Genomic DNA, 17,120 nt, shown 5'->3' with positions numbered 1-17,120 from the left:
GGTGATGACGTTCCACCAGTGCCTTCGAACCGATCGGCTCCTGCGTGTCCACGTAATCGGTCACGATGGCTCGCAGCACCTCGAATCGTCGATCGTCGGTCGCCGACACCTTCGCCGCACCTCCTCGGGGCCTACTCTGCACTACGGTCGGGCAAATACACTCGGTTCCGATGACGGCCCGGGCTGGGTGAACCGTCCCGAGCCGCCAACGTCTGAGGGCACTATCGTCTGGCCAATACAGTTGGTCGTATCCATCCTAGGTGACGACGGACATCGATCCGGTGGATCGCGACGCGCACCGTCGTCGTAGAGGCAGCGGCCCGAGGGAATGACAGAGAGAGCGTCGGGATGATCTTCAAGGGTGTACGCGAGGGGAAGCCCTACCCAGACCATGGCTTGTCCGTACGTGGTTGGGCGAAGATCCCCCCTCGCCAGCTACGCCTGGACGAACTGGTCACGGTCACCACGGTGCTCGCACTGGACAAGCTCCTCAGCGAGGATTCGACGTTCTACGGCGACCTCTTCTCCCACGTCGTGCGGTGGCAGGGCGAGCTCTACCTCGAGGACGGGCTCCATCGTGCGGTGCGCTCGGCGCTGCGGAATCGGCACATCATCCATGCGCGTCTGCTCGATCTCGACTCCTACGATCTCTCCGCCGACGCGCCGCCCCTTGAAGAGCAACTCGACGACACCGCGGAGATCCCGACCACGACGAACCGCCCGATCCGACCGGTCGACCACCCTGCGCGCAATTCATCCGCGCAGGGTGGTGCCCACCGCCGCAGCGGTCGCAGCACCGGCTGGTCGGCACCGCCGAACCCGCGGGGGTGGGGAGGGTAGGCCGAGACCCTCAGCCGGGCATCACACTTCCATGGTCTTCTCGGTCGGCAGATCGTAGACAGGGCATTCGGCCACACCTACGGTGTCCCGGGTGATCGCCTCGACGGCCGCTTGCGTGGCCTCGGCGTCGTTCACCCAGTTCTTGTAGAAGTCGAACGGACAGTCGGCCACTCCCTTGTCTCCGTCGCCACCTGCGAGCACGCCGGTGTAACCACGGTGGAGCAGCTTGAACAGGTGGTTCTGCGACTGGTCGTACTTACGTGCATCGCGGATCGTCGACAACGACAGCTGCGCATACTGGATGCCGTAGTCCTCCTCGCCACACTCACCGAGAGTCCTGCCGTCGAATCCGATGATCGAGCTGTGCCCGAAGTAGGTGTAGACGCCGTCCCATCCGGTGGCGTTCGCCACCGCGACGTAACAGTTGTTGGCCCATGCCATCGCCTTCGCCATGAGTACCTGCTGGTCCTTGGCGGGATACATGTAGCCCTGCGGCCGCACGATCAGCTCGGCGCCCTTCATCGCGCAGTCGCGCCAGATCTCGGGGTAGTTGCCGTCGTCGCAGATGATCAGCGAGATCTTCATACCCTTCGGTCCGTCGGTGACATAGGTCTGGCCGCCGGGGTACCAGCCCTCGATCGGCGTCCACGGCAGGATCTTGCGGTACTTCTGGACTATCTCGCCGTCGTCGTTGATCAGCACCAGGGTGTTGTACGGCGGCTTGTTCGGATGGTCTTCGTGGCGCTCGCCGGTGATCGAGAAGACGCCCCAGGTGCGCGCATCGCGGCAGGCCTTGGCAAAGATGTCGGTCTCGTCGCCGGGGATCGTCGCGGCCGTCTCGAACATCTCGTCGTTGTCGTACATGATCCCCATCGTCGAATACTCCGGGAACACGACGAGGTCCATGCCGGGCAGGCCCGTCTTCATGCCGACCACCATGTCGGCGATCTTCTGTGCGTTCTCGAGCACCTCGGCTTTGGTGTGCAGGCGCGGCATCTTGTAGTTCACCACCGCGACGCCGACCGTGTCCGGACTCGATGAGATGTCTCCGTGTCGCATGCTGTCTCCTCTGGCCCCACGGCCGTCGTCGGTATTGTTCCGAATGGAAGTACTATCACGTCGAGGCTAGATCCGGCTGCGTTACGGTGCGATTGCGCGAATGTACGAATATCATTACTTGGCAGACGCTCTCGCGCCTCGGGTGCACGAGACCGGCTCGGCAACCGAGCGCGACGTCGATATTCCTGCTTTCATTCGGAAGCAGGACACACGGCGAGGTCGACGATGACGACGGTGTCGGTATCTACAGCCGGCTCTACAGCCGGAGCCATGGAAGGGACGCGGAAGGGACGCACAGTGTCGGGATACCTGTCTCAGAAGGTCGACGACCTCAACTCCGGTCACCTGACCGCCGGTCGTGCACGCTCGTTCCGGATGGGACGCGCCAGTTCGCCGGAGCAACTGTCCGCTGCGCTGCGCGGATCGATCATCGGACAGGACCACGCGATCGACTCGGTGGTCCGCGGACTGACGATCGCCGCCGCGGGGATTCGAGACCCGCACCGCCCGATTGCCTCGCTGCTGTTCGTCGGACCGACCGGTGTCGGTAAGACAGAACTCGCCCGACGGCTCGCTGCGGAAATCGCGGGAGACCCGGACAAGCTGTGTCGAATCGACATGAACACACTGGCCCAGGAGCACTACGCGGCATCGCTGTCCGGCGCTCCGCCTGGGTATGCGGGCGCAAAGGAGCAGTTCACCTTATTCGACCGAGAACTGGTGGAGGGCAATCTTTCTCGTCCGGGCATCGTGTTGTTCGACGAGGTCGAGAAGGCTCACACGACCGTCCTGCGTTCGCTGCTGCAGATCCTCGACAGCGGCACACTGCGCCTCACCGCGGGCACGTCGATGATCGATTTCCGCAACGCGATCGTGCTGCTCACCTCGAACCTCGGCTCTGCCGAGCTCGCCGCGAACAGTCGTGTGCGCATGCGGGCGCCGTTACGCCGGCTCCTACCGCGACGCCTCGGCGGATCGCCGACAGCCGAATCCGACGACGACATCGTCGACCGGGCGGTGGAGGAGTTCTTCGACCCCGAGCTCTACAACAGATTCGACGAGGTGGTCCGATTCGCTCCGCTCGACGAACGCAATGCCGGACTCATCGTCGACCTCGAACTGGCCAGGCTGACCGAGAACCTGCACGCCCGCGGAATACGCTGGGAGTACGACGATTCCGTGCGAGCACACCTCATCACCGCGGGCTTCGATCGGGTCTACGGCGCTCGCAACCTCAAGCGGGTCATCCGACTCGAGCTGCATTCGTCGATCGCCGACATCATCGTGCGTCACGATCCCGGGGCAGGGCCACTCGTACTGCACACCAGCGCGGGCGGGAACGGCCTGACGACGAACGGTCAGGCGACGAACGGTCAGGCGACGTGAATCCGCTCGAGCACGTCGAGATCGAGGTGTCGCGCCGCGGCCAGGTACACGTCCTGGTCCGTGTCTCCGGAGCCGAGCCGAAGAACACCGCGCGCGCCCTCGATCCTCAGCCCGTGTGCGACCGCCTCCAGCGCGGGAACGGCGAGCGAACCCGCGCGTCCGGCCAGTTCGGCGAGGACGTTGATGGCCTCGTAACACGACTGGCCGATGCTGTTGAGCGACGGCGCGTCAACTCCGTGCAGACGGTGGTACCGGCCAGCGAAATCCATCGTCGCCGCTGTCGTGAGAGTGTCGAAATAGCCTGCGGCAGAGAACATGTTGGCCGTCGCGTTCGGCCCCATGCCGAGGACCTGGTTCTCCTCGAGGATCGGACTGAACCGCACCATGATCTCGTCGAGACCTCTGCGCGCGAACGCTCTACCGAACCGGACCGCGTCGTCGCCGACGAGGAGCACGAGTACCGCATCGGGTCCGCGTGCCTCCAGCCAGTCCAGAGTCCTGGTGAACTCCGATGTGCCCAACGGCGCGAAAACGGAGCCGCGATACGACATCCCGGCGCCGACGAGATGCGCCTCCGCCCGCGCGGCGATCTGCCTCGGCCAGACGTAGTCGTTGCCGACGACACACCACGTCCGCGCACCGAGTTGTCGGTGCAGCCAGTCGAGGGCAGGCAGGACCTGCGCATCGGGCGCCTCCCCGGTCATGAACAGGCCGGGTGTGCGAAACTCACCCTCATGCAATGCCGCGTACACATACGGCAGTTCACCGCCGACGTGGCGAAGGATCTCCTTGCGCACCGCGGAAATGTGCCACCCGACGATGGCATCGATCGCGCCCGCGCGCCACAGTGCCGCGACCTCCCTGGCCACGACATCGGGAGCGCGCCCACCGTCGACCGCGACGAGTTCCACCGGCCGTCCCAGGATCCCTGCACCACTGCACAATTCGAAGACTGCAAGGTCTCCGCACGCTTCGCACGACGGCCCGAAGATTCCCACCGTGCCCTGCAGGGGGACAACATAGGCGATGCGGACCGGCAACTCGCGATGCGACATCCGACTCCTCCGACATCCGCGATCGTCCACCCTGCGACGGTCGACCGCCACGTTCACATCGCTGCGACGAACGGGACCCGCATATGAGCCGTCAGACTACACCGCAGACACCGACGCTGCGCGACAACGCCGTCGAACTGCCCCTGCTCGCGCGTCTGCTGCGAGCGGCGAGGAATCTCGAGACATCGCTGGATGAGACGCTGTCGACGCTCGGGTTGACGCATGAACAGTGGCGGGTGCTCGCCGTCCTCGCGGCGGGCGGCGGTCACATCATGAGCGAACTCGCCCAGTTGGCGGTCGTGCCGCCCGCCACCGCCACCCGCATCGTCGACCATCTCGTCACGAACGGACTGGTGTACCGCCGCGCCGACCCGAGCGACCGACGCCGCGTCGTGGTCCACCTGAGCGCGCGGGGCGCACGGACCATCGAGCCGGCGCTCGCAGCCGAGGCACAGGTCGAGCGTGCGGTGGCCGACGCCCTCGGCCCCAGGGCCTACGTGGGATTCGTGTCGGCGCTCGACGCGGTGTCGGCACCTGCCGGCGCGCGGTAGGAACAGCCATCCCCGCGAGCACGCGTCACGGTCGATGCTGCTCCCCCGGCTGTGGCGTCACCGCTGAGGAAAACGGGTGCCGTCGAGGGCATGGTGGCGACAACCATTGCCACCCGACCGCTTCGCCTCGTACATCGCCCGATCGGCGACTGCGATGAGCTCGCCGAGTCGCCCCGACACCGGCGTGCCGACGCCGCCACGGGCGAGCGCAACGGTTGCTGCGCCGACACTGGCCGTGATCCCGTACGGCGTCTGCGACACCGCCATCGAAAGACGTCGGGCTCCGGCCATGGCCGCATCATCCGAGGCGACCACCTCGGCGATCACGAACTCTTCCCCACCGATTCTCGCCACGAGTGCGGAGTCGTCGCACTTCGCCTGGATCGCTCGGGCGACCGTGCTCAGGACCGCGTCACCGACCGCGTGGCCGTAGGTGTCGTTCACGCGCTTGAAGTCGTCGAGATCGACGAGATATACCGCGAGCACAGCACCACTCGACCCAGTGGAACCGTCGAGCACGTCGGCCGCCCGTGAGTGGAGGGCGCGTCGATTGAGCAGCCCGGTCAGCGCGTCGGTATCGGAATTGATCGCATCGGGTCCCAGCCGCTCGAGCAGCAACTGGCACAGAATCGGAATGACGGTGATGCCACCGAGCACCGCGAGCAGTTTCGCCACGGCGGTGACGGCGTCGATCTGCTCGGCGATGCGGATTGCGACGATCGTCGACACCGCGACGGCGACGGCGAGGTTCACAGCGAGCAGACGCACCGAGTGGAAGATGCCGATGTAGCCGCCGAGCACACCGTAGAGACCACACGCCGCGATCGCCGACATCGGGTCGGCCTCGACGACACAGGCCACCCCGATACACGCCGCCGACACGAGCACGAACACGGTCGACGCTGTCCGTGTCGGCCATCGTGGACGAATCCAGATCAGTGAGATCGCCACGCACACCGCCACGACCGCAAGTGCGCATCCGCGCTGCACCGCACCTGTCGGACCGGCGGGACTGAACATCATCAGCACCTCGATGCCGGCGAGGAAAAGCACACCGATGGCGATCACACGCGCTGCGGCTCGCTGCCGACCTCTCGTTGCGAGGTATCCGGACAACCACTCGTAGTGGTCGGGTCCCGACCACACACGCTGCGCACGGCGGCGGTAGGTCAAGACCCGATCGACGATCGTCACCGTCCCCCCTCACCTGCTGGCGATCACTCCCCTGCCAGCAGTATCTCGCGAATCACCCCGTCCGCGAGCAATCTGCCCCTCTCGGTCAGAACCAGATTCCCGCCCGATCGCCTCAGGAGCCCCATCTGACACTGTCGATCCGCTTCGTCGAGCTCCGCGCGCCTCAGCAGTGTCGACGGCAACCCTGCGCGGCACCGCAGCTGCAACATGACGAGTTCGTTGTGCCGATCGGTCTCGGTGAGTTCTTCGGAGTCGGCCGCCGCACTGTGCCCCTCCGCGAGCTGCTGCGCATAACGCGCGGGATGCTTGACGTTCCACCACCGCACGCCGTTGACGTGCGAGTGGGCGCCGGGACCGAGACCCCACCAGTCATCGCTGCGCCAGTAGCCCAGGTTGTGTCGGCATGCCGCTGCCGGCGACCGCGCCCAGTTCGACACCTCGTACCAGTCGAGACCAGCGGCGCGCAGCTGGGTGTCGAGCATGACGTAGCGATCGGCGAGTACGTCGTCGTCGGGCGCGGGGAGCTCGCCGCGCCGGATGCGTCGGGCGAGAGCCGTCCCGTCCTCGACGATCAGTGCGTAGGCCGACACGTGGTCGACCGGCGTGGCGAGCACGGCGTCGATGCTGGACTGCAGGTCATCGTCGGTCTCGCCCGGTGTGCCGTAGATGAGGTCGAGATTGATGTGCTCGAATCCCGCCGCAGCGGCCTCACGCGCCGCGGCAGCAGCCCTACCGGGAGTGTGCGTCCGATCGAGAGTTGCGAGAACGTGCCGGGCAGCCGACTGCATGCCCAGCGACACCCTCGTGAAACCCGCATCGAGTAATCCGTCGAAGAACTCCGGGGACGTCGATTCCGGATTGGATTCCGTGGTGATCTCTGCGTCGACCGTCAGATCGAACCGACGCCGCACCGAGTCGAGCAGTCGCCCGAGTCCGTCGGAACCGAGCAGCGACGGTGTGCCGCCGCCGACGAAGACCGTCGAGACGCGCCGAGCCGGGCCGAGCAGTGTTGCGGCAACATCGATTTCACGATCAATCGCCGCCTGCCACGACTCCGGAGACGACGACGACCCGAGTTCACCCGCCGTGTAGGTGTTGAAGTCGCAGTAGCCGCACCGCGTAGCGCAGAACGGGACGTGTATGTACAGCCCGAAGCCCGTGTCGGGGTCGGCGTGTGCGCAGGCGTCGACGATCGGCTCGGTCACGCGATTCGGCGCGGACCGCGACTCGACCATCGTCTCCACATGCACCCTTCCATGATGCGCGTCGACGCTCTCCACTCCTGTCCCGGGGCGACGACCACGGACTTCCCCGCGCCGTGGCTCGCATCATCGTCCCTGATCGCAGCTCCCAGCAGCGACGCCCCCGTCACCAGATCGGTGCGCACACCGACTTTGCCTCAGCATGACGCAAAATAAGCGCAAGTAGACGACCGGTCACCTGGCGTGGCACTATGGATGGCGTGAATTTCCCCGGGGTGTGGCTCGCAGCGCGACGCCACGTCGATCTGAAGCGCGTCTGCAGCGCCACCTGTCGTCTCTAGACGACGAACGGCCCCGAGGGTTCCCCGCCAGCTGCGGGAACGCCGCCACGTCAGCGCGGCGCATTGCCGCCCAGTCACAGCCCAGACCGTGCGAAAGCCGGTGCACGTGTGCCCGGCAACAGGAGACTTCATGACGTCTACGACGGACATCACCTCGAACAGCGGCGCCAGTTCGCCCGACGAGCGCCCCACCCGCACGCCGCGCGCGACGGGCGGCGATCGACCGGCACGCAAGCCTCGGCCGACCAAGCGCCGCGCCGAGGGACAGTGGAAACTCGGCTACCGCGAGCCGCTGAATTCCAACGAGCAGGTCAAGAAGGACGACAACCCGCTCAACGTGCGCGCCCGTATCGAGAACATCTACTCCAAGCAGGGCTTCGACTCGATCGACAAACAGGATTTACGTGGCCGTATGCGCTGGTGGGGTCTCTATACCCAGCGCGCGCAGGGTTACGACGGCACGTGGACCGGGGACGAGAACATCGACGTCCTCGAAGACAGCCACTTCATGATGCGTATCCGGTGCGACGCCGGTGCCCTCAACGTCGAGCAACTCCGCACACTGGGCCAGATCTCCACCGAGTTCGCGCGCGACACCGCCGACCTGTCCGACCGGGAGAACGTCCAGTACCACTGGATTCGTATCGAGGACGTCCCGACGATCTGGGAGCGCATCGAAGGCGTCGGCCTCAAGACCACCGAGGCGTGCGGCGATTGCCCGCGCATCATCCTCGGATCGCCACTTGCCGGTGAGGCCGTCGACGAGGTCCTCGACCCGACCCCCGCGATCGACGAGATCGTTCGCCGCTACATCGGCGACCCGCAGTACTCGAACCTGCCCCGCAAGTTCAAGACCGCCATCTCGGGGCTGCAGGACGTCTCCCACGAGACGAACGACATCGCGTTCATCGGAGTGAATCATCCTGAGCACGGCCCCGGACTCGACCTCTGGGTCGGCGGTGGGTTGTCGACCAACCCGATGCTCGCCCAACGCGTGGGCGCCTGGATTCCGCTCGACGAGGTCCCCGACGTCTGGGAAGGCGTCGTGTCGATCTTCCGCGACTACGGCTACCGACGACTGCGCACCAAGGCGCGCCTGAAGTTCCTCATCAAGGACTGGGGCATCGAGAAGTTCCGCCAGGTGCTCGAGGACGAGTACCTCGGTCGCAAACTCATCGACGGCCCGGCACCCGAACCGCTGACGCAACCACGCGACCATGTGGGTGTCCAGAAACTGAAGAACGGCCTGAATTCCGTGGGCTTCGCCGCGATCGCCGGCCGCGTCACCGGCAGCAAGCTCACTGCGGTCGCCGACGCCGCCGAACGTGTGGGCTCCGACCGCATCCGGTTCACGCCCTACCAGAAGCTGATCGTCCTCGACGTCCCCGACGACAAGGTCGAGGAGCTTATCGCCGACCTCGCGAAGCTCGGACTCGTCGCCCGCGCATCGAATTGGCGTCGAAACCTGATGGCCTGCAGTGGCATCGAATTCTGCAAGCTCTCCTTCACCGAGACCCGTAAGCGGTCACAGGTGTTGGTGCCGGAACTCGAGGAGCGCCTGGCCGACATCAACTCCACACTCGACGTCCCGATCACCGTGAACATCAACGGGTGCCCCAACTCCTGCGCGCGCTCACAGATCGCCGACATCGGATTCAAGGGACAGCTCGTCGAAGACGGCGAGGGCGGGCAGACCGAGGGATTCCAGGTCCACCTGGGCGGCAGCTTGGGCCAGGACGCCGGATTCGGCCGAAAACTGCGCCAGCACAAGGTGACCTCACCCGAGCTCGGCGACTACATCGAGCGCGTGGTCCGCAACTTCGTCGACCAGCGTCAAGAAGGTGAGCGGTTCGCACAGTGGGCAGTGCGTGCCGACGAGGAGGCATTGCGATGACAACCACGACACAGAACCGGACCGGGCGACGCTTCAACGAGGACGAGCTGCGTGCGATCGCCGAGCGCGGCGCGGCGGATCTCGGCGAGGACGCCACACCCGAAGATCTGCTGCGTTGGACCGCGCAGACGTTCGGCGACAACTTCGTCGTCGCGTCCAACATGCAGGATGCCGCTCTGGTGGATCTCGCGGTCAAGAACGTCGACCGTGAACTACTCGGTGGCGATGCCGTGAAGGTCTTGTTCCTCGACACCGGCTACCACTTCGCGGAGACGATCGGCACCCGTGACGCCGTCGAGCAGGTGTACGGAGTCGACCTCATCAATCTCACTCCCGAGCACACAGTCGCCGAGCAAGATGAACTATTGGGCCGCAACCTGTTCGCCAGCAACCCCGGCGAGTGCTGCCGACTGCGCAAGGTGGTTCCGCTCAAGGCTGGTCTGCGCAACTACGACGCCTGGGTGACGGGCATCCGACGTGTTGAGGCGCCGACCCGCGCGAACGCACCGCTCATCTCCTTCGACGAAGGTTTCGGCCTGGTCAAGATCAACCCGATCGCGGCCTGGTCCGACGAGCAGATGCAGGACTACATCGATGCCAACGGTGTGTTGGTCAATCCGCTTGTCGACGAGGGTTATCCGTCGATCGGCTGTGCACCGTGCACCGCGAAACCCGAACCCGGATCCGATCCGCGCAGTGGCCGGTGGGCCGGTCGCGCCAAGACAGAATGTGGGCTCCACGCATGACCATCATCGACACCTCAGCCAGCACAGGACGTGACGTGACCGAACCCGATGACTTCACCACGCTCGACGCTCTCGAGTCCGAAGCCATCCACATCTTCCGTGAGGTGGCGGGCGAATTCGAACGGCCCGTGATCCTCTTCTCCGGCGGCAAGGATTCGACGGTACTGCTGCACGTCGCACTGAAGGCGTTCTGGCCTGCGCCGCTTCCCTTCTCGCTGCTGCATGTCGACACCGGGCACAACCTGCCCGAGGTGCTCGACTTCCGCGACCAGGTGGTCGAGCGACACAACCTCCGTCTGCACGTGGCGAAGGTCGAGGATTACCTTGCCGACGGTCGGCTGACCGAGCGGCCCGACGGTGTGCGCAACCCGCTGCAGACCATCCCGCTTCTCGATGCGATCACCGAGAACCGCTTCGACGCGGTCTTCGGCGGTGGCCGCCGCGACGAGGAGCGTTCGCGCGCGAAGGAGCGGATCTTCTCGCTGCGCAACGCGTTCGGACAGTGGGATCCCAAGCGCCAGCGTCCTGAGCTGTGGAACCTCTACAACGGTCGGCACGCCCCAGGCGAGCACGTCCGCGTCTTCCCGCTGTCGAACTGGACCGAACTCGACGTCTGGCGTTACATCACACGCGAACAGGTACTCCTCCCCCCGATCTACTACGCCCACGAGCGCGAGGTCTTCCAGCGCGATGGGATGTGGATGACGTCGGGCTCGTGGGGTGGCCCCCGCGAGGGTGAAGAGGTACAGCGCCTTTCGGTGCGCTACCGCACCGTGGGTGACGGTTCGACGACCGGCGCGGTGCTCTCCGACGCCGCCACCAACGAGGCGGTCCTCGCAGAGGTCGCCGCATCACGACTCACCGAACGCGGCGCGACCCGAGGCGACGACCGCGTCTCCGAAGCAGCCATGGAAGACCGTAAGCGCGAAGGATATTTCTGATGGCATCGACCACCCAACACGTGCCCGACCTACTTCGCATCGCCACGGCGGGCAGCGTCGACGACGGCAAGTCCACCCTCGTGGGACGTCTGCTCTACGACACGAAGTCCGTACTCGCCGACCAGATCGACGCCGTCACGAAGGCATCGGTCGATCGTGGCCTCGAAGGTCCCGACCTCTCGCTGCTCGTCGACGGTCTGCGCGCCGAACGCGAGCAGGGCATCACCATCGACGTCGCATACCGCTACTTCGCCACTCCCGCACGGTCTTTCGTGCTCGCCGACACACCCGGCCACGTCCAGTACACGCGAAACACCGTGTCCGGCGCCTCCACCGCCCAACTGGTGATGCTGCTCGTCGACGCCCGCAACGGTGTCGTCGCCCAGACCCGCCGTCACGCAGCGGTCATGGCACTGCTCGGTGTGCCGCAACTCGTGCTGGCAGTCAACAAGATCGACCTCGTCGACGACGCCGCGTCGGTCTTCGCGGAGATCTCGGCCGAGTTCGGCGAGCTGACCCGCACGCTCGGCTGGTCGCCCGAGCAGGTCACCGCGATCCCGGTATCGGCTCTGCACGGCGACAACGTCGCCATCCGCTCCGAGAACACTCCGTTCTACGACGGTCCGACGCTCATAGAGCACCTCGAGACGGTCCCCAATGCAGTCGAGCGTCACGACGAGGTCGGGCTGCGTTTCCCGGTGCAGTACGTCATCCGTCCCCGCACACCGGAGTACCCCGACTACCGCGGCTACGCCGGGCAGATCGCTGCGGGCCGTGTCTCGGTGGGAGACGAGGTCGTCGTGCTGCCGTCAGGCGTCCGGACCACCGTCACCCAGATCGACACGGCCGACGGCCAGTTGGCCACCGCTCACACGGGCCGCAGCGTGACCCTGCTCCTCGCCGACGACGTCGACATCTCGCGCGGCGATCTCATCGCGGCGGTCACCGATGCCCCCGAGCCGATCCAACAGTTCACCGCGACGGTGTGCTGGCTCGCCGACAAGCCGCTGCGCCCGGGTGCACGTTTGCTCCTCAAGCACGGCACGAAGACCACTCAGGCCATCGTCGGTGGACTCGACACGCTGTTCGACGAGCAGAACCTGTCGCTCGTCGATGCGCCGGACACCGTGGAACTCAACCAGATCGGCCGCATCACGGTGCAGACCGCAGAGCCGATTCCGGCCGACGACTACCAGGTCAGTCGCGAGTCGGGCAGCTTCCTGCTCATCGATCCGCACGGCGGTAACACACTCGCAGCAGGGCTGGTGGGCGATGCGCTGTCGACGCTGCACCTCAAAGAGTTGGTGTGACCCCGACGCTGTTACTAGTCGCGCACGGTAGCCGAGATCCGAGGTTCGGTGACACGGCGCGGCGCGTTCGGTCGGCGGTGGCGCGGCGACTGCCGGGTGTGTCGGTCGGTCTGAGCTTTCTGGACCTCGATACCCCCTCGGTGGCAGACGAACTCGCCGCCGTCGCGGGCGACTGCGTTGTGGTGCCGCTACTGCTGGCGCCCGGGTATCACAGCGACGTGGACCTGCCTGTACTGGTCGACGAGCATGGTCGGGGAAAGGTCGTGACCACCCCCGTCGTCGGCTCGTATCGATTGACCGATGCCCTCGCCGATCGTCTCGACGAGGCAGGCACGCAACCTGGCGACGGCGTCGTCGTCACGGCGGTCGGGTCGACCAATCCTGCGGCCGCACACGTGGTCCGACGCCGAGCCATCGAACTCTCGACCCGTCTGCACCGCCCCGTCGAGGTGGTGTTCGCGACCAGGCTCGGCCCCGACGACATCATGCTGCGCAATGCGATCCGACGACTCCGTACCGCGGGAGCACAACGGATCGCGCTGAGTCCGTACTTCTTGTCGGCGGGCTTGCTCACCGAACGCGTCGAGACCGCTCTGGACCGCTTGGTCTCGGATGCGGTGGTCGCGGGCCCGATCGGCACGCACCCCGCACTCGTCGATGCGGTGGCCGACTCCTATCGCAGCGCCGTCGCCCACCCACCGCTCGCGCCGGTAATCACGCAGTTCTGACGGCCACGGACCGCGGCAGCACTACCGCCGCGCGCCCACCATTCCGTCGAGTGCGCCGTAGTACACCTGCGTGAGGAACCGCATCGCCTCCGCCATGGTCATGCCTTCGGCGACGAGATCGAGAACCTCGCGGGGATCGTAGATCTGGTTGTAGAGGAACAGCGCGTGGTCGAAATGCTCGTCGCCGATTCCCTTGCTGCGCAACACCGCACGCACCGGACGCTCCCACGCGTCCCGGACCGTCTGGATCACCGGATCACCTTCGCGGAGCCTCTCGAGGAAACCCACGGGGCGACGAAGGTGGACCATCGCGGGACCGTTGACCTCGAGCACTTCGCCGAGCTTGCCGACCACGTCCTCGAACAGGTCGGTACCCGATTTCGTCGAATCATGGCTGTAGTCACGAAGCTCCACGATCACCCCGTGCAGGTACTCGCGCAGCAGACTCTCCAACGACGAGAAGTACCGGTAGACGGTGGCGGTGCCGACCCCTGCCCGCTCCGCGATCAACGGGATGCTGGCGTTCTGGAAATCGTCTCTCAGAACCTCGCCTGCTGCCGCGAGGATTCGACGACGATTACGCACCGCATCTTTGCGCGTCGGGGCCGACGTCGTCACCACGAATCTCTCCTTGCACAGCGCCGATCCCGCTGAAGACGCGAGATCTCCGCACGTCATGCTACCCCTGCTCTGATAGCACAACGTCCCCATAGTGAGAGCCGTGTCTCAGTGGGTCAGCTGAGTCCATCCACCCGTGAAGTGTCACGACACCGAGCAATTCGACAGTCGACGACGCCGAGCGTCTCACACCTCGGACAGCGCGGGCACCTTTGTCGCGCGAGCGTAGATCGCCTCCCCGGGCTGCAGGTGCAGCGCGTTGGCGTCGCCGCGAGTGATCTGTGCCTGGAACTCGTCACCGCTGGCGACCGCGATCAGTTCCACCCTCGTCTCGAACCCGAGGTTAACCACGCGCTGCACGGTCGCCTTGATGACGCCCGTGTCGAGTGACGCATCGGCGGCGGGTAGTGCGAGCTCAGGATTGCGTCCGATACGAATGTCGTGCGGACGAACGAGTTCTCCGTTGAGCCGTACCGTCGAACCGAGAAACGATGCCACGAAGGGATTGACCGGGCGATCGTAGAGATCGTCAGGTGCGCCGATCTGCTCGATCCTGCCCTTGTTCAGCACGGCGATCCGGTCGCTCACATCGAGCGCCTCCTGCTGGTCGTGTGTCACCAGCACCGTGGTCACCTGCATGTCCTCGTGCAAGCGGCGCAGCCACTTTCGGAGATCCTCACGCACCTTGGCGTCGAGTGCACCGAAGGGCTCGTCGAGCAGCAGCACCTTGGGGTCGACGGCCAGGGCACGGGCAAGCGCCATGCGCTGGCGCTGACCACCGGAAAGCTGTGCGGGAAACCGCTTCTGGAAGACGGTCAGTCCGACGATGTCGAGCAACTCGTCGACCTTGGCGTCGATGTCCTTCTTCGATCGCTTACGGATCTTCAGGCCGAAGGCGATGTTGTCCCGCACGGTGAGGTGCTTGAACGCCGCGTAGTGCTGGAACACGAAGCCGATGTCGCGCTTCTGGGGTGACGCGCCCGACACGTCGTCGCCGTTGATGACGATCGTTCCCGAGTCGAGGTCGTCGAGTCCCGCGATCGCACGCAGCAGCGTCGACTTCCCGCTGCCCGAGGGGCCGAGCAGCGACGTCAGGGATCCTGCCGGGATCTCGATCGACACGTCGTCGAGTGCTGCGAAATCGCCGTATCGCTTGTTGGCACCTACCACCGAGATGGACATGTCAGACTCTTTCTCTCTCGTGAAGCACCTGCTGCGAATCGATGTTCTCGGGCGCATACGGTGGGGTCAGATGGATGTCGTCCGGCGCGGTGTCGTCACCGGTGGTGGCGCTCGCCTCGGCATAGCGGTTGCGGGCACGTCGGTCGACGAACGACATCGCCACCAGGACGAGGACGGCCACGAGCATCAGGAGTGTCGCGGCAGCGTACGCGCCGTACTCGTTGTAGTCGTCGGTGTAGCGCGAGTGCACCAGAAGTGTCAGCGTCTGGGAGATGCCCGGATAGTTCGACGACACCATCGTCACTGCCCCGTACTCGCCGAGTGCACGGGCGACAGTCAGCACGATGCCGTAGGTGAGTCCCCAGCGGATGGCGGGCAGAGTGATGCGCCAGAACGTCTGCCACCCGCTCGCGCCGAGGGTCGCCGCTGCCTGTTCCTGTTCGGTGCCGATCTCGCGGAGCACCGGCTCCACTTCGCGCGCGACGAACGGCAGCGTCACGAACAGCGTTGCCAACACCAGGCCGGGGAATCCGAAGATCACGCGGAAGCCGAGACTCTCCACTCCTCCGAACCAGCCACCGTAGCCCCACAGCAGGATCAGGGCGACACCCGCGACGACCGGCGACACCGCGAATGGGAGATCGACGACGGCCTGCAGGAACCCCTTGCCCGGGAAGCGTCCGCGGGCGAGCGCGAGCGCGATGATGATGCCGAAGATCACGTTCAGCGGCACCACGATGACGACGATAAGCAAGCTCAGTTGCAGCGCCGAGACGGCCGCGGGTGTGGTGATCCACTCCCAGAACTGTGCGAGGCCGTGCTCGAAGGAACGCCAGAAGATGAGTGCGACCGGAACGATCAACAGCACGAACAGATAGATGAGCGCGATGGCGCGCAACCCGTAGCGGGTCTTCGCCGACAGTTTCATCGGTCGAGCTCCTCACGCTTGGTCTGACGCCGCCCGACGATCCGCAAAACGAGCAGAGCGACGAAGGCGATCAGCAGGAGTACGACCGAGATGGCGGCGGCGTTGACCGGCTCGTCGATCTCGATCTGCTGCTGGATGTACTGGGAGGCGACCTGGGTCTCGCCCGGGATGTTCCCGCCGATCAGCACGACCGAACCGAACTCACCGATCGCTCTGGTGAATGCGAGACCGGCACCCGTGAGGATCGCCGGGAGCAGCGCGGGGAGCACGATCTTGCGGAAGATGATGCCGTTGTTCGCCCCGAGTACCGCGGCAGCTTCCTCGACGTCGGTGTCGAGTTCGATGAGCACCGGCTGGACCTGACGAACCACGAAGGGCAGCGTGACGAACGTCAGCGCGATGATCAGCGCAGGCTTGGTCGCGGCGAGGTGGATGTCGACTGGACTGTTGGGGCCGTACAGCGAGAGCAGCACCAGGCTGGCGACGATGGTCGGCAGCGCGAAGGGAAGGTCGATGATCGCGTTGACAAAGCCCTTGCCGCGGAAGTCATCCCGCACCAGCACCCAGGCGATGATCGTTCCGAAGACCACATTGATCACGGCGGCGACAACCGAGACCAGCACCGTGATCCAGATCGCGTCGAGCGCGTTCTTGGCGGTCACCGCGTCCCAGAAGCCGCTCCACCCGTTGTCGAACGACTGCACGGTGATCGCAGCCAGCGGCAGCAACACGATGATGCTCAGCCACAGCCATGCCGTACCGATCGCCGCGGGGCTGACTCCGGCGAATGTTCGCGACCGTCCCAGAAATCCCTTGGGCGGCTGCGAACTCGACGACTGCGAGGTCGACGCGGACGCGGTCTCGTTCGCCACCTCTCCCGTGGCCGTCACTGCTTGCCGCCTTCGTTGTAGATCTTGGTGACGGCACCCTTGGTACCGAACAGCGCGTTGTCCACGGCCTTCCACCCCTTCAGGTCTTTGCCCTTGTTCTCGGCGGCGGTGCCTTTACCCAGAGTCTTCCCGAGTTCGTCGATTGTCCACAGCTTTGTTATGTCGCCGGGGAAGAGTGTCTTGGTCTCGGCGATCACCGACGGCGCGACGGGGCGGAACCCCTGCTTGGCCCAGATCCGTTGCGCCTCATCCGTG

Annotated in this window: 16 protein-coding genes and 2 pseudogenes; 8 read left to right on the top strand and 10 right to left on the bottom strand. The window is 65.5% G+C overall.

Annotated features, from left to right (window positions below; translation table 11 throughout):
• Nucleotides 1–109 (bottom strand): annotated as a pseudogene (locus GOOTI_RS26505) (heat-inducible transcriptional repressor HrcA); the annotation flags it as partial.
• A 239-nt stretch (nucleotides 110–348) separates the two neighbouring features.
• Here GOOTI_RS26505 and GOOTI_RS12460 point away from each other — a divergent pair.
• Entirely contained in the window at nucleotides 349–840 is a 492-nt protein-coding gene (locus GOOTI_RS12460; protein WP_007238950.1) for a type II toxin-antitoxin system VapB family antitoxin, read from the top strand.
• A gap of 21 nt (nucleotides 841–861) precedes the next feature.
• Here the strand turns inward: GOOTI_RS12460 and GOOTI_RS12455 are convergent, their stop codons facing one another.
• On the bottom strand, nucleotides 862–1,899 hold the full coding sequence (locus tag GOOTI_RS12455; protein ID WP_007238949.1) for an aliphatic amidase: 1,038 nt from the start codon (nucleotides 1,897–1,899) through the stop codon (nucleotides 862–864).
• Nucleotides 1,900–2,196: 297 nt separating this feature from the next.
• On the opposite strand from GOOTI_RS12455, the gene GOOTI_RS12450 reads away from it, so the two are divergent.
• Nucleotides 2,197–3,285 (top strand): AAA family ATPase, encoded by a 1,089-nt coding sequence (locus GOOTI_RS12450; protein ID WP_039994043.1) that lies wholly within the window; start codon nucleotides 2,197–2,199, stop codon nucleotides 3,283–3,285.
• On the opposite strand, the gene GOOTI_RS12445 is transcribed toward GOOTI_RS12450, so the two are convergent.
• Nucleotides 3,273–4,340 (bottom strand): substrate-binding domain-containing protein, encoded by a 1,068-nt coding sequence (locus GOOTI_RS12445; RefSeq protein ID WP_007238947.1) that lies wholly within the window; start codon nucleotides 4,338–4,340, stop codon nucleotides 3,273–3,275. The genes GOOTI_RS12450 and GOOTI_RS12445 overlap by 13 nt on opposite strands.
• A gap of 83 nt (nucleotides 4,341–4,423) precedes the next feature.
• Between GOOTI_RS12445 and GOOTI_RS12440 the strand changes: the two genes are divergently transcribed.
• Nucleotides 4,424–4,891, top strand: a complete 468-nt coding sequence (locus tag GOOTI_RS12440; RefSeq protein WP_007238946.1) for a MarR family winged helix-turn-helix transcriptional regulator — start codon at nucleotides 4,424–4,426, stop codon at nucleotides 4,889–4,891.
• 57 nt (nucleotides 4,892–4,948) lie between these two features.
• On the opposite strand, the gene GOOTI_RS12435 is transcribed toward GOOTI_RS12440, so the two are convergent.
• A complete protein-coding gene (locus tag GOOTI_RS12435) occupies nucleotides 4,949–6,085 on the bottom strand; it encodes a GGDEF domain-containing protein (protein WP_007238945.1) in 1,137 nt (378 codons plus the stop codon).
• Between the two features lie 23 nt (nucleotides 6,086–6,108).
• Nucleotides 6,109–7,320: a radical SAM family heme chaperone HemW gene (gene hemW, locus GOOTI_RS12430; RefSeq protein WP_007238944.1), complete on the bottom strand. Its 1,212-nt coding sequence runs from the start codon at nucleotides 7,318–7,320 to the stop codon at nucleotides 6,109–6,111.
• A gap of 438 nt (nucleotides 7,321–7,758) precedes the next feature.
• Here hemW and GOOTI_RS12425 point away from each other — a divergent pair, with 438 nt between their 5' ends.
• Genes GOOTI_RS12425 through GOOTI_RS12405 form a run of 5 tightly spaced genes read left to right on the top strand, consistent with a single transcriptional unit; the run spans nucleotide 7,759 to nucleotide 13,247 of the window.
• A complete protein-coding gene (locus GOOTI_RS12425) occupies nucleotides 7,759–9,522 on the top strand; it encodes a nitrite/sulfite reductase (RefSeq protein WP_007238943.1) in 1,764 nt (587 codons plus the stop codon).
• Nucleotides 9,519–10,268, top strand: coding sequence for a phosphoadenylyl-sulfate reductase (locus tag GOOTI_RS12420; protein ID WP_007238942.1), 750 nt, complete (start codon nucleotides 9,519–9,521; stop codon nucleotides 10,266–10,268). Before GOOTI_RS12425 ends, GOOTI_RS12420 begins: the two co-directional genes overlap by 4 nt.
• Complete coding sequence (gene cysD / locus GOOTI_RS12415; RefSeq protein ID WP_005180517.1) at nucleotides 10,265–11,209, top strand: sulfate adenylyltransferase subunit CysD; 945 nt, start codon at nucleotides 10,265–10,267, stop codon at nucleotides 11,207–11,209. The genes GOOTI_RS12420 and cysD overlap by 4 nt, the downstream gene beginning before the upstream one ends.
• Nucleotides 11,209–12,519 (top strand): sulfate adenylyltransferase subunit 1, encoded by a 1,311-nt coding sequence (locus tag GOOTI_RS12410; RefSeq protein ID WP_007238941.1) that lies wholly within the window; start codon nucleotides 11,209–11,211, stop codon nucleotides 12,517–12,519. The genes cysD and GOOTI_RS12410 overlap by 1 nt, the downstream gene beginning before the upstream one ends.
• Nucleotides 12,516–13,247, top strand: coding sequence for a sirohydrochlorin chelatase (locus GOOTI_RS12405; protein WP_007238940.1), 732 nt, complete (start codon nucleotides 12,516–12,518; stop codon nucleotides 13,245–13,247). The genes GOOTI_RS12410 and GOOTI_RS12405 overlap by 4 nt, the downstream gene beginning before the upstream one ends.
• 21 nt (nucleotides 13,248–13,268) lie before the next feature.
• Here the strand turns inward: GOOTI_RS12405 and GOOTI_RS12400 are convergent, their stop codons facing one another.
• The 5 genes and pseudogenes from GOOTI_RS12400 to GOOTI_RS12380 form a co-directional block, all read right to left on the bottom strand.
• Complete coding sequence (locus GOOTI_RS12400; protein WP_007238939.1) at nucleotides 13,269–13,868, bottom strand: TetR/AcrR family transcriptional regulator; 600 nt, start codon at nucleotides 13,866–13,868, stop codon at nucleotides 13,269–13,271.
• A gap of 183 nt (nucleotides 13,869–14,051) precedes the next feature.
• A complete protein-coding gene (locus tag GOOTI_RS12395) occupies nucleotides 14,052–15,047 on the bottom strand; it encodes a sulfate/molybdate ABC transporter ATP-binding protein (RefSeq protein WP_007238938.1) in 996 nt (331 codons plus the stop codon).
• Between the two features lies 1 nt (nucleotide 15,048).
• The gene (cysW, locus tag GOOTI_RS12390; protein ID WP_007238937.1) at nucleotides 15,049–15,975 is read right to left on the bottom strand and encodes a sulfate ABC transporter permease subunit CysW; all 927 of its coding nucleotides are present in this window, start codon (nucleotides 15,973–15,975) and stop codon (nucleotides 15,049–15,051) included.
• Nucleotides 15,972–16,847: a sulfate ABC transporter permease subunit CysT gene (gene cysT / locus GOOTI_RS12385; RefSeq protein WP_085949797.1), complete on the bottom strand. Its 876-nt coding sequence runs from the start codon at nucleotides 16,845–16,847 to the stop codon at nucleotides 15,972–15,974. The genes cysW and cysT overlap by 4 nt, the downstream gene beginning before the upstream one ends.
• Before the next feature lie 14 nt (nucleotides 16,848–16,861).
• Nucleotides 16,862–17,120 (bottom strand): annotated as a pseudogene (locus GOOTI_RS12380) (sulfate ABC transporter substrate-binding protein); the annotation flags it as partial.

This window comes from Gordonia otitidis NBRC 100426 (assembly GCF_000248075.1).
Taxonomy (GTDB): domain Bacteria; phylum Actinomycetota; class Actinomycetes; order Mycobacteriales; family Mycobacteriaceae; genus Gordonia; species Gordonia otitidis.
The sequence above is the reverse complement of the archived record's forward strand: the minus strand, read 5'-3'. Positions and strand labels throughout refer to the sequence as shown.